This window comes from Asinibacterium sp. OR53 (genome assembly GCF_000515315.1).
Classification (GTDB): Bacteria; Bacteroidota; Bacteroidia; order Chitinophagales; family Chitinophagaceae; genus Sediminibacterium.
The window spans coordinates 3636686-3660064 of record NZ_KI911562.1 but is presented as its reverse complement, the minus strand read 5'-3'; the positions used below and the strand labels follow the sequence as shown (position 1 = coordinate 3660064).

Below are 23379 nucleotides of genomic sequence, written 5' to 3'. Positions count from 1 at the left end.
AAACCGAAAGGGGCGTTAAGGATGCTATCTGCTGATACACAGTGGGTTTCGAATAGCGGAAAAGATTTGCGATATCTACCTGACGGGTTGTTGGCGCCTTTTCACGATATTTACTAAAACAGATCTATTATGATAAAACTTCAAGTAATTGGCAACCTGGGTAAGGACGCGGTTCTGAACAATGTGAATGGGAAAAATGTGATCAATTTTACGGTAGCGCATACAGAACGTTTCAAAGATGCGCAGGGTAATCAGAAAGACAGGACTACCTGGGTGGATTGTGCTTACTGGACCGACAGGACCGGTATCTCTCCCTATTTGAAAAAAGGAACGCAGGTATATGTAGAAGGAACACCGGATGTAAGAACCTATACTACCCAGGATGGCCGCAGCGGCGCTTCATTAACCATGCGTGTGTTGAGCGTACAGTTACTCGGCAGCCGTTCAAATGAAGGAGCAGCATCGCCTGGTGCACCTGCTTATAATCAACCGGCTCCGCCTTCAGCCAGCGATATCACCGAGCCGATCGATGACCTGCCGTTCTAACCTGATAATACGAGCAAATATTGATGAAGGATGAACATATACCTGTTCATCCTTTTTTATTGCGCTCAAATGCATTTACCATTTGCTCAATTTCTTCCCTGCTTACCGGCTGTGGCAAGTCATTGATGTTGATGACCATGAGGTAGCCCGTATCACCAGGGGTAGAGAGAAATGTTGATACGAGGTTGAATTGTTCACTGCTGTTGATCTTCCCTGTGAACATATTCCAGTTTTCCTGCGCGCAGAGACAACCCATGGTAGGTGTAAGGGGATAATACGGTTTGTCTTTAAAATAATCCGGATCAATGGTGGTACCATGTGCGATGATCTCTGTGCGTCCGATCTTGCCTGCATAAAAGGCTTCGGTCATGGGATCATAAGACTGCCAGGAAACGGGCAGCATGCCCAGGTAATTATCCAATGCAGGCTTTGTGGAATCAACGGCATGGTGCCAGTAAACACTATCGGCTTCAAAGGGCATCACCAGTTGTATATTGGGCGTGGGTCCGATCAGGTTGTTGTGCGAAACAGCGGTGCCCTGTATGCTGTAAATGCCTTGTGGCGTACTGCCATTGGTAATGAAATAGGGAAGATTAGAGCCCGAGCGGGCCAGCTGCCGGAATACCAGTAACCTGCCCGATGTGTCGCGGCAAAAATGCCCGTCGGCATTCTGTATAACGGCCAGTCCTGCATAATCGCGGTTCCATCGCTGGAAAGAATAAATAATTTTTTGTCCTGTTGCTTTCTGTTGTGCAAATAATACATCCAACGGCGGTGTTGCAGCATGTGCCAGTGCATCATGATGCAGGAGATAATGATCCAGTTCTTTCAACACGGGCAATGTATCATATTCCGGGAAACGGCTGTGTAACTGTTGTCTCAGCGCTGCTGTTCTTTTGCCACTATGATCGATGCGATAGAGATACACTGCCTGCATCGCAAAAAACCTTGGTGAGGTTTCCTGTTGCATCAACTGTGTCATCTCTTTATAAAAAGTATTCGGATAGCTGGCATAAGCGGCTTCCAGCAAAGCACGTTTGGTAGCAGGTTCTAAACTGTTATATCCGTTGAACAGGTTATGCAATCCTTTTTCAACTACCGGCGACTGTAAAACATATTGCGATACGGCCCAACATGCTTCGCGGTAATAATCTTCTGTCTCACTGTTGAGTGTTTTTTCAAAAGTGGCCTTGATCGTTTGTTCGCGTAGGTATTGATCAAACTTCACCCGTTGGTTATACAGCACAAAATCTGAATAAATATTGTCGCGCGAATATTGCGCATGGAGAGACAGGCAACATAAAAGAGACAAAGGAATGAGCAATTTCATGCGTTGAAATTACTGAAGATTTATTTCCAATTGATCGTCATCCATTCATTCCCTACCTTGCGTCCTATGCAAATATATCCTTACGATCATCTTTATCAGTTTACACAATCCGTTTTCAAAGCCATCGGCTGTTCCGATGTACACGCTGCTACTGCTACACAAACACTGTTATCTGCTGATATGCGGGGAATCGACAGTCACGGTGTAGCCCGGCTTACGGGTTATGTACGGCTGTGGGAAGCGGGAAGGGTGAATGCAACGCCGGATATTAAAATCGTGCATGAAACGCCTTCTACGGCCGTGGTGGATGGAGACGCGGGACTGGGACTGGTAGTAGCGCCTTTTGCCATGCAGGTGGCGATTGATAAAGCCCGGCAGGCAGGCACCGGGTGGGTCAGTGTACGTAATTCCAATCATTTTGGAATAGCAGGTTATCATGCTATGATGGCCCTGGAGCAGGATATGATCGGCATGGCCATGACCAATGCGAGTGCATTGGTGGCGCCTACTTTTTCCATTGAGCGGATGCTGGGCACCAATCCCATAGCCGTGGCCATACCGGCCGGTGAGGAACCGCCATTTGTGGCCGATCTGGCCACTACAACGGCTGCCAACGGCAAGCTGGAAATACTGCAAAGAAAAAATGCCGATACACCGTTGGGATGGGTGCAGGATAAAGACGGACAAGCTTCTACCGATGCCAACATATTGAAAAAGCAGGGGGCGTTGCTTCCGCTGGGCAGCGACCGTGACCATGGTAGCCATAAAGGATATGCATTGGGGTCTGTGGTAGATATATTTTCAGCCGTGCTCAGTGGCGCCAGTTATGGTCCCTGGGTACCGCCTTTCCCTGCCTATGTAGCCATGCCGGAGAATATGCCGGGCAAAGGGCTGGGGCATTTCTTCGGAGCCATGCGGGTAGATGCGTTCAGGCCTGCATCGGAATTCAAGGAGCACATGGACAACTGGATACAACGGTTCCGTACGGCAAAGCCCGCCCCGGGGCATGAAAAAGTATTGATACCTGGCGACCCGGAAAGGGAAATGGAGCAAGTGCGGAAAACAGCAGGAATACCCCTGGTAGACAGCGTTGCGAAAGAGTTGCAGGAACTGGGAACCCGGTTTTCACTGGCACTGTAATAGCTAACGGTTGTACGCTAAAATCTTGCTTCTATATTGGCTGTTCCACTTTACCTTTGCCACTCATTTTACAATTAAACCAGTGGTTTTTTTATGAAGATTATGAAGTTTGGCGGCACCAGTGTTGGTAAGCCGGAACGCATGCGCCAGGTATACGAGTTGATCACAAAAGATGCAGAAGCCAAGATCGTGGTGTTGAGTGCATTGAGCGGAACAACCAATGCCCTGGTGGAGATCAGCAGCAGTTTAGCAGCAAGTGATCGGGTGGCAGCCAAACAGAAGATCGATACCCTGGAAAAGCATTACAGGAGCTTTGTATTGGATCTCGTTCAGAAAGAAGAGAACCGCGCCAAAGCCAATGCTATTGTTACCGAGCATTTTGAATTCCTCAATATCATTTTACGCATTTCCTTCAGCGAAGCGCTGAACAAAGACATCCTGGCACAAGGAGAACTGATGAGCACGAAACTGTTCAGCACTTTTCTCGATGAACAGGGGGTAGATCATTTGCTGCTGCCCGCATTGGAGTTCATGAGCATCGATATCAATGAAGAGCCCCAATTGAGCAGCATCCGCTCCAAGCTGAATGAGTTGCTGAAACAGCATAGCAACAAAAAAATATTCATCACCCAGGGATATATCTGTCGCAATGCAAGGGGAGAAGTAGATAACCTGAAACGCGGAGGAAGTGATTATACCGCTTCATTGGTAGCCGCCGCCGCTCACGCCAACGTATGTGAAATATGGACCGATATCGACGGTATGCACAACAACGATCCGCGCATCGTTAATAAAACAGTGGCCATCGAGCAACTGAGTTTCGATGAAGCTGCCGAGTTGGCTTATTTCGGCGCCAAGATATTGCACCCCACTTGTATCTGGCCTGCACAGCAGGAGAACGTGCCGGTGAAACTGCTCAATACTATGCAGCCCGATGCGGCAGGTACCGTGATCACCAAAGACGCGGGCAGTGTAGGCGTGAAAGCCGTGGCCGCCAAAGATGGTATCATAGCCATCAAGATCAAGAGCAGCCGCATGTTGCTGGCTTATGGCTTTTTGAGAAAAGTGTTTGAAGTATTCGAAAAATACAAGACTTCCATCGATATGATCACCACTTCCGAAGTGGCGGTATCTGTAACCATCGATAGTGATGCAGCGCTTGCATCCATCATCAAAGAGCTGGAACCCTTTGGCTCTGTGGAAGTGGAAAAAGGGCAAACCATCGTTTCCATCGTAGGTAATGAAATTGCGCAGACAGAAGATGTACTTAAAAAGCTGTTTGATGCCATCCGTGAAATACCGGTTACCATGGTGAGCTATGGCGGTAGTCCGCATAATATTTCCCTGCTGGTTCCCAGCGATTACAAGACCAAAACCCTTCAGTTGCTGAATGCCGGCTTGTTCGGACTTTGAGCTGAAAAATGACTTCGGAATTGTAAATCAATGTTTTAAACGTTCCGCCATGTTCAAATGGCCGTTTACACCACACTGTGGGAGCGGTGCACTATGCTCCACCACGGCGCACACAGTGTGGTGGACGCGGTGCACTATGTTACAGCACGGCACGCACAGTGTGGTGGACGCGGTGCACTATGCTACAGCACGGCACGCACAGTGTGGTGGATGCGGTGCACTATGCTACAGTATGGCACACACAGTGTGGTGGACGCGGTGCACTATACTAGAGTACGATGCACACAGTAGTGAGATAACTATGAATGAGTAGTGGCTCGCACTGCACTTTTGTTGTGATCTCAATGATCTATTATCGGGTAATTGGAAAATATGTTTATCTTTCGCTATGTGAAATCATAGTATGAGAAACTGGCTACGATGCTTCCCTATGACTATGAACCGCCTTCACTAAAGATTCAGTAGTGCAACTTTTATAGCCGGATGGACAGTAAGCAATCATATACCTGTTGCAATTCTGCTTTCGATATGCAATACGGCGGCATGATGTACACCGTATTGCCCAACGGACGCAGGTAAATGCCTTTGCTCAAAGCCTGTTCGGTAACCAGCGCGCCGATATTATTGAGATAAACATCTTCGCCCTGTTCAATTTCAAATGCCAGTATGGTACCCCTTACCCTGATGTTCTTATAAGGAAGATGGCTCTGTTGTAACTGAACGGCAAATTGTTGGTTCTCTTCACAGATCATCTGTATTTGATGCCGGCAATCGGCTTCGTGTAGCAAATCGAGGCTGGCCAGTGCAGCAGTACAGGCGAGCGGGTTGGCGGTGAAAGAGTGGCCATGGAAAAAAGTTTTCAATGCATCATCGCTCATATATGCATCATAGATTTTTGGGGAACAGGCCGTTACACCCAGCGCCATGGTACCGCCTGTGAGTCCTTTGCTCAGACAAATGATATCGGGTTCTACAGAAAGATAATGACTGGCGAATGATTTGCCTGTTCTCCAAAAGCCCGTCATTACTTCGTCGGCAATACAGATGATGCCCATTTTTTTCACCTGTTTCAGCAGATGATCCATCGGAGCAACATCGTACATTTTGATGCCACCTGCGCCCTGCACCAGGGGTTCATAAATAAAGGCAGCGGTTTCTGCCGCATGCGCCGAAATGGTTTCGATTAAGGAAGGGAGATTGGTTGTTGTGGGAGTGTCTATGAATACGACATCGAATAAGAGCTCATGAAAAGCAAGTGTGAACACGCTCCGGTCACTCACACTCATCGCGCCGAATGTATCTCCATGATAGGAGTGGCGGAAGGCCAGTATTTTTTTCCGATGTTTTTCATTTTGATTCCACCAATATTGGATAGCCATCTTAAGGGCTACTTCGGTAGCGGTAGATCCGTTGTCGCTGTAGAATACGCGTGAAAAATGACCGGGGAGCAGCGGCAACAGTCGCTCGGCCAGTTCTACGGCAGGCTTGTGTGTGAAGCCCGCGAAGATCACCTGCTCCAGTTGCAATGCCTGGCGGTACAGTTTTTCAGCAATATAAGGATGTGCATGACCGTGCAGGTTTACCCACCAGCTGCTGATGGCATCGATATAGCTTTTTCCATCTTCGTCCCACAAAAGCGTACCTTCTCCTTTAACAATAGGAATGGGCGGCAACATGTTCTTCTGACGGGTAAACGGATGCCAGATCACCTGGCGGTCTCTTGCTACTAAACTCATGCTGTAAAGGTACTGCTGAAACCTTATTTTTATTGCAGATGCAACGTTATCAAGCACAACGGGTGTCACTTAAACGAATGCACACCAATGGTTGATCAGCAGAAACTGGTAAAAGACTGTCTCAGGCATCATGCCGCTGCGCAGAAGCAGTTGTATGACCTGTTTGCGGCATCTATGCTGGGTGTTTGTTACCGGTATACCAAAAGTATGCATGATGCCGAGGAAGTGTTGCAACAAGGCTTCATCAAAGTATTCGGGAACCTGCACCAGTACAAGGCCGAGGGGGAGCTGGGCGCCTGGATCAGGCGCATCATGGTCAATACCGCCATCAATTATCTCAAGCGAAAACCGCAGTACCAGCTCGATCTGTCTTTCGAAGACAGTCACCTGCATCCTGTTACGCAGGCAGAACCGGAATGGAAGCTGAATATGAAAGACCTGCTGGCATTGGTGAGGCAATTGCCGCCGGGTTACCAGGCCATTTTTAACCTGCATGCGGTAGAAGGGTACACGCATGTTGAAATTGGGAAGATACTCGGCATCAGCGAAGGCACGAGCCGCTCCCAGTATTCAAGGGCCAGGGCTTTGCTGATCAGTTGGATGGAGAAAAATGCTGTTAACGGAAAAAAAGACAAGTATGCCCGATAGATCGTTTGAACAACAGGTACGCGAAGAGCTGGCTGATCTGAAGATACAGCCAGATGCCGCTTCCTGGGAGGTAGTGGCAGGATCCCTGCAACGGGAGCGAAAGCGCCGGTGGGTGCTTTGGCTGTTCTTGTTGGCGATCTGTTGTGGCGGGAGTTGGATCTGGTGGGAATTTCAAACAAAGAAAGCACATGAACCTATAGTAAACAAGCAGCGGGTAACAACCCATGGTCAACGATCAAACACAGAAGAGACAGCAACAAATAAATTGCCTGAAGAAAAAGAGACAGTTCGGGAAATAGAACATCAACAAAAAAGAACAACAAATTTTGTTGTTGTAACCGGTGAGCCAGGCAAAATAAATATGCCGGGTAAAATAGAAGGGTCAAAACCGGCAACACAAGGACTGCATATCGAAACAACCGAAGCAGATGCGGTAACGGCAGAAAAAAATAAAGTATTTACAGCCACTGTTTTGCCGGAAACAACAACGACTGATACTGCACAAGCACGGAAGCCCCCCGTAACATCGGAAGCCCCAACAGCTACAAAAGAAAAAGTAATACTAGCCAGGAAAAAGAAATGGCAGATACACCTGTTTGCAAATGCAGGAAGCAGCGGGGTACGCAATTCGATCCTGAGAACCCATACAGCCAGTGCCGATATGTATTACAGCTTACCCGGGAGCAATTTCAATAATGGATCAACAGCCACACCAACGCCGCCGGCATTTCATGATGCTTTTTCTTTTAACCTGGGTGTTGAATTCAACAAAGCCATCGGAAAGAAAAACAGCCTCGGAGTTGCCATTGGTTATGGTTTGTACCAGGATTACATGAATGTAGGTGCGCGGCAGGATAGTATTCTCGGAGGCGGACAAAACAGGAATTATTCTAGCGCGAGGGGCTATTACTATAGGAATGTAGATAGTATGAAATATACCAACCGGTATCATTTCCTGGAAGCTTCTGCCCATCTGTATACACTGTTCAAATTGTTCCATGTAGTGCCATTTAGATGGGAATTGGGAGCAGGAGTCGGCGTGCTATTGGGCAGCAATGGATTGCATTATGACAGACAAAGTAATTTTTTATTCTCCAACAATGATCTCATCAGAAAACTAAACTTAGACATATCTACCGGCTTTGATGTTGGACTAGGCAAGCAACCATTTCTTTATGTGGGTCCGCAAGCAAAATTCTTCATCACCAATCTCTCCCGGCAAGAAGGAACAAAACAATATTTGTGGCAGCCATCTTTGAGGGCTGTCTATGTATTCCCACAACGAAAATAGTAATGCAACGGTGAGTAAATAACCTGTGTCAGTATCGCAAATGCATGTTTATGAAAAAGCTGCTGCTGACATTCGCCGGATGTATTTGGTTGCTGGTATCCTGCACCAAAGACAAAGCCACCACACATTATACCTTCTACAGGCCTGTTTATGCCACTAAAGACGAAGTGCGCGCCGGTATCAAAAGTGATGCACCGGAGCCCGTGCAACAACCAGGAAAAATTGTAGTAAAAGATCATTATGTTTTTCTGAATGAATTGAACAAAGGGATACATGTAATAGACCTCACGGATCCCGCTAAACCAGTGAACCAGGCATTCATCCATGTACCGGGCTGTGCAGACCTGGCCATACAGGGTAATTACCTGTACGCCGATTGCTACACAGATATGGTAACGATTGATATCAGCAATCCTGCCAGTGTTAGCCTGGTGCAGGCATTGCAAGGTGTTTTTCCGCAACGGGTCTACGCAGATTTTTTTCCTGATACTACCAAAGTGATCACCCGGTGGATCAGGATCGATACGGCTGTTTCATACCGTTTCGAACAAAGTTTTACAGCAGTGGCCGACATTATGAGAAAACAATACGGTAACGTATACTTTTCTGCACTTGCGAATGCATCCGGAGCTCCCACTGCTATCGGTATTGCCGGATCGTTGTCGCGCTTTGCACAGTTGAGTCAACGCCTGTACACAGTGAGCCGGAACGACCTGAAAGTATTCAACGTTCAGCAAGCAGCCGCACCGCGTTATGTGCAATCCATCCCCTTGTCACAAGGCAATATTGAAACGATCTTCCCTTATAAGAACAACCTGTTCATCGGTAGCATGGTAGGGATGTTCATTTACAATGCGGGCAATCCCGATCAACCCACATTTCTGTCGCAATTCACACATGTAAGAACCTGTGACCCTGTGATTGTGGATGATGATTATGCCTATGTAACCTTATGGGGAGGCAGTTCTTGCGGTGGGTACTCGAACCAGTTGGATATTATCAACCTGAAAAACCTTTTGCATCCTGTGCTTGTCAAATCATACCCGCTCAGTGGCCCACATGGTTTGTCGAAAGATGGCTACTTGTTATTGATCTGCGATGGCAAGGAAGGACTCAAACTGTTCAATGCCAGTGATCCGTATAACCTTACATTGTTGAGCCAGGTAAAAGGATTTCAGCCCACTGATGTGATTGCATTGGGTGGAATAGCGATCGCCACTGCAAAAGAGGGACTGTACTGCATCGATTATTCAGACGTGAATAACGCAAAGATTGTAGGAAAAATTCCTGTCATTCAAAACAACTGATATGAAGCAATATATGGTAAGCCTGTTGTTGTTGATGATAACACTTGCATCATCAGCACAACAAAAACAGAAAAAATTTTACCTCATTCCACAAGCTGCTGTGTTGAGTGGAGATCATATTTACAGCGGACAATGGCAATTAGTAGGAGGAATCCGGAAAAAGCAATGGGCCTTCGGGTTGGGGAGTGGAATGGATTATTACAAATTGCGCAGCATACCTGTGTTCACCGATACCAGGTTTTTCTTCGGTAAAAAGAAGGCTTATTTTTCATACCTCAACCTGGGCTATAATATTGCTTCGCCCATGCCCTGGCAGCAAAAGATGATGTACAGTTATTGGTCATCAGCCCAGGGCGGCAGTCGGTTCGACAATGGGCTGTACACCGATATAGGATTGGGGTATACACTCAACGCCACTGCAAAAAGGAAACTGATCTTGAGTGTGGGTTATGGCTTTAAAACGGTTACTGAACATTATAACAGTTGGGTGCCATGGAGTAATTATTTGATGAGCGGCGGCATCATGCAAAAATCCGATTATGATCAATCGGTAGATTATTGGCTGAATTATTTCTCGTTAAAGTTGGGGATTAGCCTGTGGTAATGAAACGCAGGTTGCGTTGAATGCCGCTGAATTTTGTGCGTTTGAGCGGCGAATGACGGAAGATGTTTTTGAAACTTTCTTCCGTCATTTCTTCCCATTGTTTGGTACTGAGGTTGAGTATTTCGGGAATGGGTGTGAAGTTGATCTCATGGTGCGGCTTGCTGAACCGGTTCCAGGGGCATACATCCTGGCATATATCGCAACCGAACATCCAGTTTTCAAAACGGTCTTTCATCTGTTCCGGCAGGAGTGCGTCTTTCAGTTCAATGGTGTAATAGCTGATACACTTACTTCCATTGATCACTTTATGATTTTCGATGGCCCCGGTTGGACATGCATCGATGCATCTGCTGCATGAACCGCAATAATCTTTTGCGAAAGGATCGTCGTAATCCAGTGCTATGTCTACGATCAGTGTGGCAATAAAATAAAATGAGCCGCTGTGCTTGGTAATAAGGTTGCCGTTTTTTCCTATCCAACCGGCGCCGCTCCTGGTGGCCCAGCTTCTTTCCAGCACCGGCGCTGAATCTACAAATCCACGCCCATGTATTTCGCCTATCTTTTCATTTAAGGCCTGTAACAATTCTTTCAGTTGAGCCCTGATCACTTCGTGGTAATCTTTTCCGAATGCATATTTGGATATATGCGGTGTATGCGCAGATTGTTGCTGCGATGGGTAATAATTTTTTAACAGCGTGATCACCGATCTGGCGCCAGGAACCAGCAAGGTAGGATCGGTTCGCATGTCGAAGTGATTTTCCATGTATTGCATGCTGCCATGCATACCCTGATGAAGCCATTTTTCCAACCTTCTTGCATCATCGTTGAGCTTCTCCGCCTTAGCGATACCACAATAATCGAAACCCAGCTGACGGGCAACCGATTTAACTGTGTGAGAATATGCTTCGATCCTGCTCAAGTAACAGATTTTGTGCAAGGTAAGCCCAATCTCCTATTTGCAGGCAGAAGCGATTTGTGCGTCGATAGACTTTTTCATGTCCATATAAAGGTCACGCTTTTCTTCACCCAATAACCCTTTGGTAAAAAATATACAGGCATAACCCCGGCAGTTATCTATCATGGGCCAGGTGCCGAATAAACCAGGGCTCGCCACTGCTGTTGTTTTACCATTTTCGTCTGTGGCCAATATCCATTCGCCCAGTCCGTAATTGTATCCTTGCGCAGCTTTGGGCGCATAGCGGATCATGGAAGGAGTAGTTTGCGCCGTTTGCATATCGCTAATGGCTTTCTCGCTCAATATGCGCTTGCCGTTGAAGACACCCTTGTTCAGGATCATGGCCAGGAAATTCATGTAATCACTGGCAGTGGAAACAGCTCCGCCGGATGGGTTTACCGCATTGAAACTGGAAAAAGAAGTATTGCGCATTATCAGCGGCCTCGTGATGCGTTCCTGCATCAGTTGTTCAAACCCCCGGCGTGTAACAACTTCCAACACCCTTCCTGCAATATTCAACCCGATACCGCTATAACTGAATTCCAATCCAGGATTGGAGGCGATCTCTTTTTTAGCGGCAAAATCGTTCACTTCCTCTTCCAGTGATTTGTATTTCTTACGGTCGAAGATGGCTTTCAACGGCCGGCCTGCATCCGATTCAATACCGGTTAAATGTGCCAGGCACTGGCGTATGGTAATATATCCTTTGTTGTATTTGGTGAAGAAGGGCAGGTATTTGCCAATAGGGTCGTCGAGCGATAGTTTGCCTTCGTCTACAAAAGTCATGACGAGTGCAGCCGTCAGCCATTTACTGCAACTGGCAACAGGCGCCTGTGTTTTGGGGTTGAATTCTTCGCCCATGGATTTCTGGTAAATGATCTTCCCGTCTTTATAGATCATAGCCACCGTATGACCACCCAGTTCCCGCCTGGCAGCCTCCATTTTTTTATCCAGCTCACTGAAATCGTACTGGGATTGTGCCAACTGAAAGAATAGCATGAAAATGCATACCAGGCTGACTTTCATGCAGTGAGAACGGTGTTTTTCAGACATATTTTCCGGAAATTTAGGTATCGAAAGCATAAATAAGGCTTAGAATAGTTTTTGCAGACAAATTAGTACTTCGAACCCAAATAACAAACTGAAGTAAATACGATATGAACCTGAATAATTATACCATCAAAGCCCAGGAAACCATCCAGGCAGCACAACAGGTGGCATTTAACAACGGGAACCCCGTTATTGAAACCGATCACCTGTTAAAAGCATTGCTGGCCGATAAGGATAGTCCTGTTGCTTTTTTATTGAAACGTAACAACGTAAATACCGGCTTCACTGAAACAAAAGTAGATGAGGACATCAGCAAATTGCCCAAATCATCTAATGGAGAAGCCGCTCAAAACATCAGCCGCGACCTGAACACCGCTTTATTGAAAGCCAATGCCGTGCTCAAAGAATTCAATGATGAATTTGTGAGCCCGGAACACTTGCTGTTGGGATTGCTGAAAGGAAGCGATGCAGCAGCTAAAACGCTGAAAGCGGCGGGCCTCACAGAAAAAGGACTCATTACTGCCATCAAAGACCTGCGTAAAGGCGATACCATCAAATCGCAAACACAGGAAACGCAATTCAATTCACTGAGTAAATATGCCAAGAACCTGAACGAACTGGCAAGGGATGGTAAACTCGATCCTGTGATAGGCAGGGACGAGGAGATCCGCCGGACTTTGCATATTCTCTCACGCAGGAGCAAGAATAATCCCATACTGGTGGGTGAACCGGGTGTAGGTAAAACGGCTATTGCCGAAGGATTGGCCATGCGTATTGTCAATGGCGATGTACCCGAGAACCTGAGAGGAAAAATCATTTTTGGCCTCGATATGGGACAGTTGATCGCCGGCGCCAAATACAAGGGCGAATTTGAAGAACGTTTGAAGGGCGTTGTGAAAGAAGTATCGGAGAGCGATGGCGAGATCATTTTATTCATCGATGAAATACATACCCTGGTAGGCGCAGGTGGCGGTGAGGGCGCTATGGATGCGGCCAATATCCTTAAGCCGGCCCTGGCGAGAGGCGAACTGCGTGCGATCGGCGCCACCACGTTGAGTGAATACCAGAAATATTTTGAGAAAGACAAGGCGCTCGAACGCCGTTTCCAGAAAGTGATGATCGACGAACCGAGTGTAGAGGACGCGATCTCTATATTGCGCGGACTCAAAGACCGCTATGAAACACACCACCATGTGCGTATCAAAGACGAAGCGATTATTGCCGCAGTGGAATTATCGAACCGGTATATCACCGACCGTTTCCTGCCGGATAAAGCGATTGATCTGATTGATGAGAGCGCTGCCAAGCTGCGCCTGGAAATGAATTCAATGCCGGAAGAGCTGGATACGCTGGAACGCCAGATACGACAGTTGGAAATTGAACGGGAAGCCATCAAGCGCGAGAATGATGAAGAAAAACTGAAAGACCTGAATGTTGAGATCAGTAACCTGAGTGTGGAAAGAGATACACTCAAAGCCAAATGGCGCGACGAGAAAGAAGTAGTGGAGAAGATACAGAGTGCGAAAGCTACGATCGAGAGCCTGAAGCTGGAAGCAGAACAAGCCGAACGCAATGGCGATTATGGCAAAGTAGCCGAGATACGGTATGGCAAGATCAAAGAGCAGGAAAAACAAATTACAACATTCACCGATCAATTGAACCAGCTTGGCGAAACCAACAGGCGATTGATGAAGGAAGAAGTAGATGCGGAAGATATTGCAGAAACCGTGGCCAAAGCAACCGGTATACCAGTTGCCAAAATGCTGCAGGGAGAAAGGGAAAAATTATTGCTGCTGGAAGATGAATTGCATCAAAGGGTAGTAGGGCAGGATGAGGCTATCAGTGCGGTAGCCGATGCCATCCGAAGGAGCCGCGCCGGATTACAGGATCCGAAAAAACCGATCGGTTCTTTTATTTTCCTTGGTACCACCGGTGTGGGTAAAACAGAGCTGGCCAAAGCTTTGGCGGAATACCTGTTCGATGATGAAAGCATGATGACCCGTATCGACATGAGTGAGTACCAGGAGAAACATACGGTGTCGAGACTGGTGGGTGCCCCTCCCGGTTATGTGGGATATGATGAAGGCGGACAGCTGACAGAAGCCGTGAGACGCAAACCTTATAGTGTGGTATTGCTGGATGAGATAGAAAAAGCACACCCCGATGTATGGAACGTATTACTGCAGGTGCTCGACGATGGAAGATTGACCGATAACAAAGGCCGTGTGGTGAATTTCAAGAACACCATCATCATCATGACCAGCAATATCGGCAGCCAGTTGATACAGGATGCCTTCGATGATGTAGACGAAAAAAATGTAGAAGAAGCTACTGATAAAGCGAAGGTTGAAGTCATGAACCTGCTGCGTCAAACCATACGTCCCGAATTCCTGAACCGGGTAGACGAGATCATCATGTTCCGCCCGTTGTTGAAAAAACAGATCATGGATATTGTGCGCATCCAGTTGGAAGGCTTACGCAAGCTGGTAGCCGCCAATGGAATAGAACTGAATTTCAGCGACTATTTACTGGAGTTCCTTTCTGAACAGGGATATGATCCGCAATTTGGTGCGAGGCCGTTGAAAAGACTGATACAAAAGCAGATCACCAATGCGCTCAGTAAAAAAATACTGGCCGGTGAAGTAGATAAAAATAAACGGGTACTGGTAGATGCGTTCGATGGGGTAGTGGTATTCCGGAATGAAGAAGTGCATGAGGCTTAATATGTATCTTTAATAGATGGTACAGTTTACTGCAACAATCGCGCAGTTTGCGGCGCAGGGTGAAAAAACCGGGTGGACCTATATTGTTGTGCCGGCAGATGTGGCTGAGCAAATGAATCCCGGTGTACGCAAGTCATACAGGGTAAAAGGCAAACTCGACGCACATCCCATTAAAAGTGTTGCGATCATGCCCATGGGCGGAGGCGAATTCATCCTGCCTGTCAACGCCACTATGCGCAAAGCCATACATAAAAAGAAAGGCGCCATGGTAAAAGTGCAGTTGCAGATCGATCAGGCGCCACTGGAATTACCGCCGGGTTTTATGGAATGCCTCGATGATGAGCCCAAAGCGAAGAAGGCTTTTGATGCCCTGAAACTTTCGCACCGCAATTATTTCATCAAATGGATGGGAGGGGTGAAGGGCGAAGCCGCCAGGGCCAAGCGTATAGCCATGGTGATCAATGCACTGCTGAAAGGATACGGTTTTGCAGAAATGTTCCAGGAGCAGAAAAAAGAAAGAGAAGGATACTAACTTCCTTCTTGTAATAGCCGGTAGATCAATAAAGCTGCCCTTTGTATCAATACAGGAAATTCTTTCATGTTAATGGTTTCACCCGGTGCGTGCGCTCCTTTACCTGAAGCGCCCAGCCCGTCGATACAATCGAGATAATGCGCAACATAAGAGATATCACCGGCGCCACGCGAGCCGGGATCTCCTGCCTGTGTAGACCCTATGCCCATATCGCGTGTTAAACGATCCAGTTTTTTTACAAGCGCCTCATTACCGGCCGTGGGTTCCATGGCCGGTATGCCATCCTGGAAAACAATACTGGCACTGGCGCCATTCAGGCTATCCGTTACAATTTTGCGCATCCTGGCCCTGGCATTTTCCTTTTGCTTTTCAGTGAGAAAACGCAGGTCGCCGGTTACTACGGTTGCCGGTGAAATGATATTGGTTTTGCCGATGGCTTTTCCGGCAGCTCTTTTCACATCGAACTCCATTTCCGACCCGCCAATAAATACCCCCGGATTGAAAGTGAGGTATTTTTCATTACCTAATGTTGTTCTGAATCCATTCACAATTCTGGCTGCCTCATAAATAGCGCCATAACCTGCTCCCTGGCTGAATACCCCGGAAGAATGCCCGGTTTTTGCAGTAACAGTCAGGCGCCAGTCGCTCGCGCCCCTTCTGGCGGTAGCTACGGTATGCAGGCCGGCGGCCGATTCAAATGCCAATGCTGCATCACAGGTTTTAGCGCGTTCAATAAAGTCGAGCCGGCTAACGGAAGAAGGTTTGCCAGCATTTTCTTCGTCGCCGGTAAAATACACAATGATCGATGCATCGTCCAGCAGTCCCTGCGCCTGCAAAGCTTGCAAAGCAGCTACTACGATCACATCGCCCCCTTTCATATCATTCACCCCCTGGCCTGTTGCAGTAGAATCGTTCAGCATCTGAAAAGGAGAGAAGGGCATGTCGGGTTCGAATACGGTATCGAGGTGACCAATGAGAAAAAGACGCTTGCCCTTTTTCCCTTTATGTGCAGCTACCAGGTGGCCGGCCCTGTTCAGCGAGTCGGGCAGGTTCACCCATTCGGTGGAGAATCCCATGTTATCAAATTGTTTTCTGAACCGGGCGCCTACCTGGCGAACCCCCTCTTTGTTCAGGGTACCGCTATTGATGTCTACCGTCTCTTTCAACAACCGGGTAGCTTCCGGAAGATGTGTCTGGATATAACGAATAATGCCTTGCTCCGCCTGCGAAAGCGGCTGCGCAAAAATATTTTGAACGCTAAGCAACACGAAGGAAAGCAGTAGTATCTTTTTCATCAAACAAGGGATAAATGGTGAATAATAGCAAGATACGGAACTTTAAAATAAATGTTAAAATGTGCTTAATCTCACGCTTTAACATGTTTTTGGCCAATCCTTTGTTGAATATTCTACATCCTGTACCGCGTAGCGGTTATTATATATTAAAACCAATTTCCTGGATGGCATAATGCTACTCTAAAAAAACCACTTATGAAAGCTAAACATTTCCTCTATGGAGCCCTTATGGCTATTGCTGCCGCAATTACGATAACGGCTTGTAAAAAGTCCGATTCGGCGCAGGCGCCGGCCGGAAGTCAGCAAAACCTTACACTATACCTGACCGATGGCCCGGGATTTTTTGATAGTGTACTGGTTGATATCAGATCTGTGAAAGTGCTGGTAGATACCAGCAGGAATACCCGCATGCACGACGACAACGACTGGGACGATGCAGGCGATCGTGAGGGACGCAATCCCCAAGCCAAAGACTCTTCCCTGGTATGGCAAAACCTGAATATTGCCGCTGGTATTTATGATATCCTTCACCTGAGGAATGGACTGGATACGGTGCTGGCCTCCACCAACATACCCAAAGGCGCTATCCGTCTGCTGAAAATCGAAATAGGTACGCATAATTCACTGGTTAAAAACCATGTGACTTACCCATTGCTTTTACCTAATAATTTCCCCGGATATGTGCTGATTAAATTGAGAGGCGATGAACCTGAAGAATTTATGGCCGGTAAAGTTCGTTTATGGCTGGATTTTGATGTGAACCGTTCCGTTTACCAGGGCTTCAATAATGAGTTCTACCTCCGTCCGCATTTCCGCTTCTTTGTTACACGTACCACTGCAAGCCTTTCAGGAAGGGTAACACCGATGGAAGCACAGCCTGTACTGACCCTTCTCAATGGAAAAGATACAGCCTATGCGCTGCCCAACAGGGAAGGTTATTTCAAAATGCGTGGATTGAAAGACGGTACTTATTCACTCTTTGTGAATGCATCCAATGGTTACAAGGATACTACGCTGACAAATATCAGCATAGCCGCGCCGAACAATACTTCGGTAGGTACCATTGCACTGCATAAATAAAATACGTAAGGGTTTGTTACGGATAAGCAAGGGAGGCGCCATCAGGTGCCCCCCTTTTTTTGTTTGCGTACTTTCATGAAATACAGCAATTTTGCGGCATCCTTCACTTCTTCCAACACCAGGTATATGGCAAACCCCCGCAAAGCAGCAATCGGTTTCATTTTTATTACCCTTTTAATCGACATAACAGGATTGGGCCTGATCATTCCCGTAATGCCCAAACTGATTGAGCAGTTATTGCACACCACCGAGATCAGTAAGGCATCTCAATATGGGGGATGGCTCACTTTTGCCTATGCCATCATGCAATTTCTTTTCGCCCCGGTACTGGGTAACCTGAGTGATAAATTCGGCCGCAGACCCGTGCTCCTTTCTTCACTGCTGGGATTTGGCATCGATTACCTCTTCCTTTCTTTTGCACCTACCATCGGCTGGCTTTTTGTTGGCCGTATCATTGCAGGCATTACAGGCGCGAGCTTTACTACCGCTTCGGCTTATATAGCCGATATCAGTAACGCAGAAAACAGGGCGCAGAATTTTGGGATGATTGGGGCTGCATTCGGACTGGGCTTTATACTAGGACCTTTATTGGGAGGCTTGTTGGGAGAACTGGGACCAAGGGTGCCCTTCCTGGTAGCAGCCGGATTGGCGCTGCTCAATTTCTGCTATGGCTATTTTGTATTACCCGAATCATTGGCTATCGAACACCGGAGACCTTTTGACTGGAAGAGGGCCAACCCGTTGGGTTCTTTATTGCAGTTGAGAAAATATCCGGCAGTAGCCGGCCTCGTGTCATCACTTGCATTGGTTTACCTGGCTTCTCATGCCGTACAAAGCAACTGGAGTTTTTTCGGCATAGAAAAATTTCACTGGAGTCCTAAAATGATCGGGATATCATTGGGTATGGTGGGACTGTTGGTAGGGGTAGTGCAAGGAGGACTTGTACGTTTCATTAATCCCAAACTGGGAAATGAGAGAAGTATTTATATTGGATTAGGACTTTACGCACTGGGACTCCTGCTGTTTGCTTTTGCTTCGCAAAGCTGGATGATGTTCGTGTTCCTGGTGCCTTATTGCCTGGGCGGTATTGCCGGCCCGGCGTTGCAGGCCATTATATCGGGCCACGTACCACCCAATGAACAGGGCGAATTGCAGGGTGCACTCACCAGTATCATGAGCGCTACGGCCATTGTTGGTCCGCCTATGATGACCAATCTTTTTGCGCATTTCACAGCACCGGGTGCACCGGTTTATTTTCCCGGCGCCGCCTTCTTACTGGGTGCTGTATTCATGCTTGGCAGTGCTATATGGTCTTATGTGGTGTTGAAGAGAGAACACCATCTTAATCATTAATGTGTTCTCGTCTTAAACCAGCTATCCCTGATCTGCTGCATGCTTTCTGTAACAGTTTGTCCTTTTTCTTCTATAGGGATGAGTGTAGGAAGAGCCTGTTCTTTTAATGTAACAGAAACGGTCTTTTCCTTGTCGCGATGCTTATATCGGACGGTGATCATATCGCCCGGCTTTTTTTGCTGGAGAAAATCATTTATGTCAGTCATCGTTTTTACAGTGGTTCCGTCGAAACTCAATAGTTCATCGTTGATATCCAGTCCGGCTTCATAAGCAGCAGTACCTTTGGTGGTATTCCTCGTAATAACCAGGCGCCCCTGACCATCAGGTTGTGCACTAACGCCGAGGGTCGCTTTTCCTTCCGATGCATTCTTCAATTCGTATCCTGCTTTTGCCAGCAAAGTTGCATAGTCGATAGATTCATGCCCGCGGATGTATTTATCGAAGAAGGATGCGGCAAATGTTGCGTCGGTTACAGATGCCAGTGTTTCCTGCATGGTAGCAATGGTATAAGGTATCTCTGTTTTGCCAAAACGCTTCCACATAGCCTGCATGAATGCATCGATGGTTTTGTGATAGTTTGGTTGCATTTCCAGGTCAAGCGCCAGCGCAATGGCAGCGCCGTAATAATAATAAGTGGTGAACATGTTAGGATAGTTGGTCCGGTCTATCGATACGCCCGCATCTACGAAAACCGCATGGTTGCTGGCTTGTATGGGAGAATAATACCGGGCGCCGGGTGTGTTCTGTTTTGCATTCACAAATGCGGCTAATGTTGCGAGGTATGTCTTCGGATCGCGCAGACCTGTACGCGCCAATATGAGTTCACCATAATATTGCGTGAAACCTTCGGCGCACCATAACTCATTGCTCATATTGCTCTTCTCGAAATTGAAGGGCTCCAGTGTTTTCGGGCGGATGCGCTCAACATTCCAGTTGTGAAAATATTCATGTGAGATCACGCCTGTTAACCAATTGGGGTTAAAGCTGCCCATGGTTTGGGTAATCATCGTAGAGTTGCGGTGCTCCATGCCATCGCCAAAAACATAAGGATTGGCACTGATGATAAAAGTATAAGTACCGTGATCGTATGGTGCATATTCACCGAAAACTTCTTTGGCTTCAGCAGTGATCTTTTTTGTTTTTTCTGTAAGCTCATCAATCTGCTGTTCGGTAGCGTTTGCTTCAAGCGCTACCCGTATGGTATAGATCTTTCCATTGGTGTTCGTCACTTTCCATTCCCTGAAATGCAAATCGCCGATCTTGGTAGGGCAATCCATAAAATACTGCAATCCTGGTGCCGTAAAATTGTTGGGTACATCGGCAGGAAACAGTTGCGTGGCAATTACGCCTTTGTTCTCTTTGGGTATATCGAAGCTGATGCTAATGGGCGCATTGTCCTGTCCCTTCATCCACATGAAACAAGCCGGCATGTTCAGGTGAATGCTTTCGGGATCGATGCCAGCATAAGTACCATCGGCATAATTGGCGTATAAAGTATAGGCGATGGTAACAGCGCCATCATGTTGCGGTACTTCATATACATCACCGTCGATCCTTTTTACGGTCAGGTTTTTACCATTGCGATCGCGTGCCGTTACATCATATACATTCTTGCCAAACTCATGTGTGGCATAACGGCCGGGAGAAGAACGGCTCATACGGAAAACGGCAGGGCCGGAAGGGATATGACTGGCGGTTAGTTCAATATGCGCTTCGTGGTGTACTGCATTCGGGAAAGACACTTGATAGTGCATTTGTTGGCCATAACTACTCAATGCAGTGAGCAATAAGAGTGCGAGCGGTATTTTTTTCATGAGCGATATTTGAGTGAATATTTGCAGAGATACTAAGTTAATCCGGTTTGGCCAATCAGATTTACCACTCATCAACCTCTTGATAATGAAGGTCTGCTGCGCCGTTAGTGTAATAAAAACATATTTATTAGGACGAGGAGGGGATTCTCCTTACCTTTGCACTTCATTATTTATTTACAATTTACACATGGACACACAAATTCAAGGAACTGTAAAGTTCTTTAACGAAGAAAAAGGTTATGGATTCATCAAGCACGACGACTCTAACAAAGAGACTTTTGTGCATGCCAATGGTTTGATCGATCAGATCGAAGCCAATGACAAGGTGATTTTTGATGTACAGGACGGACGTAAAGGTCCCAACGCAGTTAACGTAAAACGCATAGATTAATATCTTCTTTGTTAACGCATAACAGGCTGTCTTTATAAGGCAGCCTGTTTTTTATTGCTCAAAATAAACAAGGCTTCCACCTACCCAGGTTTTGTCTTTATTGTAACGAACACCGATCATTTTACCCTTGCTCAGTCGCGCCAGGTTATTCACAGGCACAGGTCTTACAGTACCATCTTTCCAGAAATAAAAAATGCGTATCTCTGCTTTGGCAGCATCGTTGTCGGGTGTCTGGATCACGTTCGCATATTTTACTTTGCGCTGCAGTATCCAGTTCTCCCGATCTTTCACCCCTTCTATATCGGCCTGTGTAACATCAATCACCACACCTTGTCCCGCAAAAGAAAACAAAGGCTTTAATACATAATCTTCCAGGTTAGCGGGTATGCTATGCAAATCGCTCAGGAAAGTGGCGGGCGGTACATAAGGGTGTTGTATGAAGGGCAGTGAATGTTTGCTGATGCGATAAAACCAATTGGGGTGGGGTACCCATTCTACATCGAGGTCCTGGAACAACAGTTTACCCTTCTCCTGTATTTCGGCTGCTTGTTGTTGCAGTTCATCGAAAATGATGCGGTTATAGATGCGTTTCACCGGCATCTTTTTTCCGTCTTTTTCATAAAACAAACGGCGTCCTTCCTGTTGCAGTTCGGTAAGGCATACGATGGGAATACCGGTATAATCGGCAGTACAATAAAAATCGATCCTGGTCTTCTGCTGATGAGGTAATATTTCCAGCAGGATCACTTCTTCCGGTGCGTGCTTGCCCAGGATCACTTCCCTGAGCAGTTGCAGATAAGTATCACGCGTTAGTCCGTTGAGATAAGTACTGTAATGATCGGGTATGTGGAAATGACGCCGGCAGCAATCGTCCTGCCATACCTGGTATCCGAAAAGGGTGGGGAAGCCCTGCATTTCTATCAACTGCGGCTCAAGATCACCCGATTCATTTTCACAGATACCAAAATCAAAAGCAATGAACTGACTGAAACTGGTTTCATTGGGTACATGCAACCCGGCAGGAATGGCATGAGCACTTCGTGCCGGGAAACCGGGTTGTGTAATCACATCTACAATACTTTCACAGGTGGAAAGAATTTTTTCTTTGAAAGACCTGTCGATGAATACAGGTGTTTCCGCCACCCTGAATTCAATAGCGCCTGGATGCAGGCTGTTGAGCTCGTTGAGATATTGCTGATAGGTTGTTTCGGTAAATGCCTGGTTGTATTGTTGCCGGATAGAAGGAACCATCGCGTTTTGTTTAGCTGTTACCCAAAGTAAAGAATCCTTTTTACCTTTTCCTATATTTGCCCACTTAATTCACAGCGGATGTCACCAGTCATGCAGCAATTAGAAGAAACAGCAGCATTCATCAGGCAAAAAGTCGATGCAACATCTTCGATCGGGATCATATTGGGCAGTGGCCTGGGTAATCTTTCACAGGAGATCAGGGTCGAGCATGAAATTCCGTACCATGAAATTCCTCATTTCCCTGTGAGTACGGTAGAAGGTCACAAAGGGCGCTTGCTTTTTGGAGAATTGGGTGGCCGCAAAGTGTGGGTGATGGCCGGACGTTTTCATTATTACGAAGGATATACGGCGCAGCAGGTGGCCTATCCTGTAAGGGTGATGCGACTGTTGGGCGTAGAGACCCTGCTTTTATCCAATGCAGCCGGAGGAGTGCAACCGGGTTTAAAAGTAGGAGACCTCATGATCATCAACGACCATATCAGCCTCTTCACTGCTAATCCGCTCGTTGGCAGAAATGTAGACGAACTGGGTACCCGTTTCCCTGATATGAGCGAACCCTACAGCAAAGAACTCATAGCCAAAGTAAAAGCGATTGCCGCATCGCATCATATTCTGTTGAAGGAGGGCGTTTACCTGGGTGTAACAGGCCCTACTTTCGAAACAAGGGCTGAATATAAGCTCATTCGTACCGTAGGAGGCGATGCCGTAGGAATGAGTACCGTACAGGAAACGATCGCAGCTGTTCATGGTGGCATGAAAGTGTTTGCTATGAGCGTGATCACCGACCTGGGCATACGTAAAGAGGACAATGTGATCACGCATGAAGAAGTGCTCCAGGCGGCCAAAGAAGCCGAACCCAAGCTTACCCTCTTGTTTAAGGAATTGATAAAATCGTTATAAGCCGGTATTATACCTTTATT

20 protein-coding genes are annotated in these 23379 nt (G+C 46.9%); 13 read left to right on the top strand and 7 right to left on the bottom strand.

Annotated features, from left to right (window positions below):
• The first annotated feature begins 129 nt into the window (after positions 1-129).
• Positions 130-546, top strand: coding sequence for a single-stranded DNA-binding protein (locus SEDOR53_RS0116325; protein ID WP_026770669.1), 417 nt, complete (start codon positions 130-132; stop codon positions 544-546).
• A gap of 46 nt (positions 547-592) precedes the next feature.
• Here SEDOR53_RS0116325 and SEDOR53_RS0116320 read toward each other — a convergent pair whose 3' ends face one another.
• Positions 593-1876: a hypothetical protein gene (locus SEDOR53_RS0116320; protein ID WP_026770668.1), complete on the bottom strand. Its 1284-nt coding sequence runs from the start codon at positions 1874-1876 to the stop codon at positions 593-595.
• A 3-nt stretch (positions 1877-1879) separates the two neighbouring features.
• Here SEDOR53_RS0116320 and SEDOR53_RS0116315 point away from each other — a divergent pair, with 3 nt between their 5' ends.
• Positions 1880-3016 carry an Ldh family oxidoreductase gene (locus SEDOR53_RS0116315; RefSeq protein WP_232214798.1) on the top strand — a complete coding sequence of 379 codons (1137 nt, stop codon included), beginning with the start codon at positions 1880-1882 and terminating at the stop codon, positions 3014-3016.
• A 93-nt stretch (positions 3017-3109) separates the two neighbouring features.
• Positions 3110-4429 carry an aspartate kinase gene (locus SEDOR53_RS0116310; protein ID WP_026770666.1) on the top strand — a complete coding sequence of 440 codons (1320 nt, stop codon included), beginning with the start codon at positions 3110-3112 and terminating at the stop codon, positions 4427-4429.
• A 473-nt stretch (positions 4430-4902) separates the two neighbouring features.
• Here SEDOR53_RS0116310 and bioA read toward each other — a convergent pair whose 3' ends face one another.
• Positions 4903-6165: an adenosylmethionine--8-amino-7-oxononanoate transaminase gene (gene bioA / locus SEDOR53_RS0116305; RefSeq protein WP_026770665.1), complete on the bottom strand. Its 1263-nt coding sequence runs from the start codon at positions 6163-6165 to the stop codon at positions 4903-4905.
• Positions 6166-6252: 87 nt separating this feature from the next.
• Here bioA and SEDOR53_RS0116300 point away from each other — a divergent pair, with 87 nt between their 5' ends.
• From SEDOR53_RS0116300 to SEDOR53_RS0116285, 4 genes are read left to right on the top strand one after another with little or no spacing between them, the layout of a single operon-like run.
• Positions 6253-6813, top strand: a complete 561-nt coding sequence (locus tag SEDOR53_RS0116300; protein ID WP_026770664.1) for an RNA polymerase sigma factor — start codon at positions 6253-6255, stop codon at positions 6811-6813.
• The gene (locus tag SEDOR53_RS0116295) at positions 6803-8104 is read left to right on the top strand and encodes a hypothetical protein (protein ID WP_037361500.1); all 1302 of its coding nucleotides are present in this window, start codon (positions 6803-6805) and stop codon (positions 8102-8104) included. Before SEDOR53_RS0116300 ends, SEDOR53_RS0116295 begins: the two co-directional genes overlap by 11 nt.
• A gap of 50 nt (positions 8105-8154) precedes the next feature.
• Positions 8155-9411: an LVIVD repeat-containing protein gene (locus SEDOR53_RS0116290; RefSeq protein ID WP_026770662.1), complete on the top strand. Its 1257-nt coding sequence runs from the start codon at positions 8155-8157 to the stop codon at positions 9409-9411.
• Between the two features lies 1 nt (position 9412).
• Complete coding sequence (locus tag SEDOR53_RS0116285; RefSeq protein WP_026770661.1) at positions 9413-10015, top strand: hypothetical protein; 603 nt, start codon at positions 9413-9415, stop codon at positions 10013-10015.
• On the opposite strand, the gene queG is transcribed toward SEDOR53_RS0116285, so the two are convergent.
• Positions 10002-10934, bottom strand: a complete 933-nt coding sequence (queG, locus tag SEDOR53_RS0116280) for a tRNA epoxyqueuosine(34) reductase QueG (protein ID WP_026770660.1) — start codon at positions 10932-10934, stop codon at positions 10002-10004. The two genes, SEDOR53_RS0116285 and queG, sit on opposite strands and share 14 nt — an antisense overlap.
• Before the next feature lie 33 nt (positions 10935-10967).
• Positions 10968-12023, bottom strand: coding sequence for a serine hydrolase (locus SEDOR53_RS0116275; protein ID WP_198018988.1), 1056 nt, complete (start codon positions 12021-12023; stop codon positions 10968-10970).
• Positions 12024-12127: 104 nt separating this feature from the next.
• On the opposite strand from SEDOR53_RS0116275, the gene clpB reads away from it, so the two are divergent.
• Positions 12128-14743, top strand: a complete 2616-nt coding sequence (gene clpB, locus SEDOR53_RS0116270; protein ID WP_026770658.1) for an ATP-dependent chaperone ClpB — start codon at positions 12128-12130, stop codon at positions 14741-14743.
• 16 nt (positions 14744-14759) lie between these two features.
• Complete coding sequence (locus tag SEDOR53_RS0116265) at positions 14760-15275, top strand: YdeI/OmpD-associated family protein (RefSeq protein WP_026770657.1); 516 nt, start codon at positions 14760-14762, stop codon at positions 15273-15275.
• Here the strand turns inward: SEDOR53_RS0116265 and SEDOR53_RS0116260 are convergent.
• Entirely contained in the window at positions 15272-16570 is a 1299-nt protein-coding gene (locus SEDOR53_RS0116260) for a M20/M25/M40 family metallo-hydrolase (RefSeq protein WP_026770656.1), read from the bottom strand. The two genes, SEDOR53_RS0116265 and SEDOR53_RS0116260, sit on opposite strands and share 4 nt — an antisense overlap.
• A 195-nt stretch (positions 16571-16765) precedes the next feature.
• Between SEDOR53_RS0116260 and SEDOR53_RS0116255 the strand changes: the two genes are divergently transcribed.
• Both SEDOR53_RS0116255 and SEDOR53_RS0116245 read left to right on the top strand, forming a co-directional pair.
• A complete protein-coding gene (locus tag SEDOR53_RS0116255) occupies positions 16766-17650 on the top strand; it encodes a DUF4382 domain-containing protein (protein WP_026773437.1) in 885 nt (294 codons plus the stop codon).
• A gap of 75 nt (positions 17651-17725) precedes the next feature.
• Entirely contained in the window at positions 17726-19003 is a 1278-nt protein-coding gene (locus SEDOR53_RS0116245; protein WP_255346349.1) for a TCR/Tet family MFS transporter, read from the top strand.
• Here SEDOR53_RS0116245 and SEDOR53_RS0116240 read toward each other — a convergent pair.
• Positions 19000-20817, bottom strand: a complete 1818-nt coding sequence (locus tag SEDOR53_RS0116240) for a M61 family metallopeptidase (protein WP_037361497.1) — start codon at positions 20815-20817, stop codon at positions 19000-19002. The genes SEDOR53_RS0116245 and SEDOR53_RS0116240 overlap by 4 nt on opposite strands.
• Positions 20818-21004: 187 nt before the next feature.
• Between SEDOR53_RS0116240 and SEDOR53_RS0116235 the strand changes: the two genes are divergently transcribed.
• Positions 21005-21208 carry a cold-shock protein gene (locus SEDOR53_RS0116235; protein ID WP_026770652.1) on the top strand — a complete coding sequence of 68 codons (204 nt, stop codon included), beginning with the start codon at positions 21005-21007 and terminating at the stop codon, positions 21206-21208.
• A 51-nt stretch (positions 21209-21259) separates the two neighbouring features.
• Here the strand turns inward: SEDOR53_RS0116235 and SEDOR53_RS0116230 are convergent, their stop codons facing one another.
• Positions 21260-22459: a hypothetical protein gene (locus SEDOR53_RS0116230; RefSeq protein WP_026770651.1), complete on the bottom strand. Its 1200-nt coding sequence runs from the start codon at positions 22457-22459 to the stop codon at positions 21260-21262.
• A gap of 78 nt (positions 22460-22537) precedes the next feature.
• Here SEDOR53_RS0116230 and SEDOR53_RS0116225 point away from each other — a divergent pair, with 78 nt between their 5' ends.
• Complete coding sequence (locus SEDOR53_RS0116225; protein WP_026770650.1) at positions 22538-23359, top strand: purine-nucleoside phosphorylase; 822 nt, start codon at positions 22538-22540, stop codon at positions 23357-23359.
• The last annotated feature ends 20 nt before the right edge of the window (positions 23360-23379 follow it).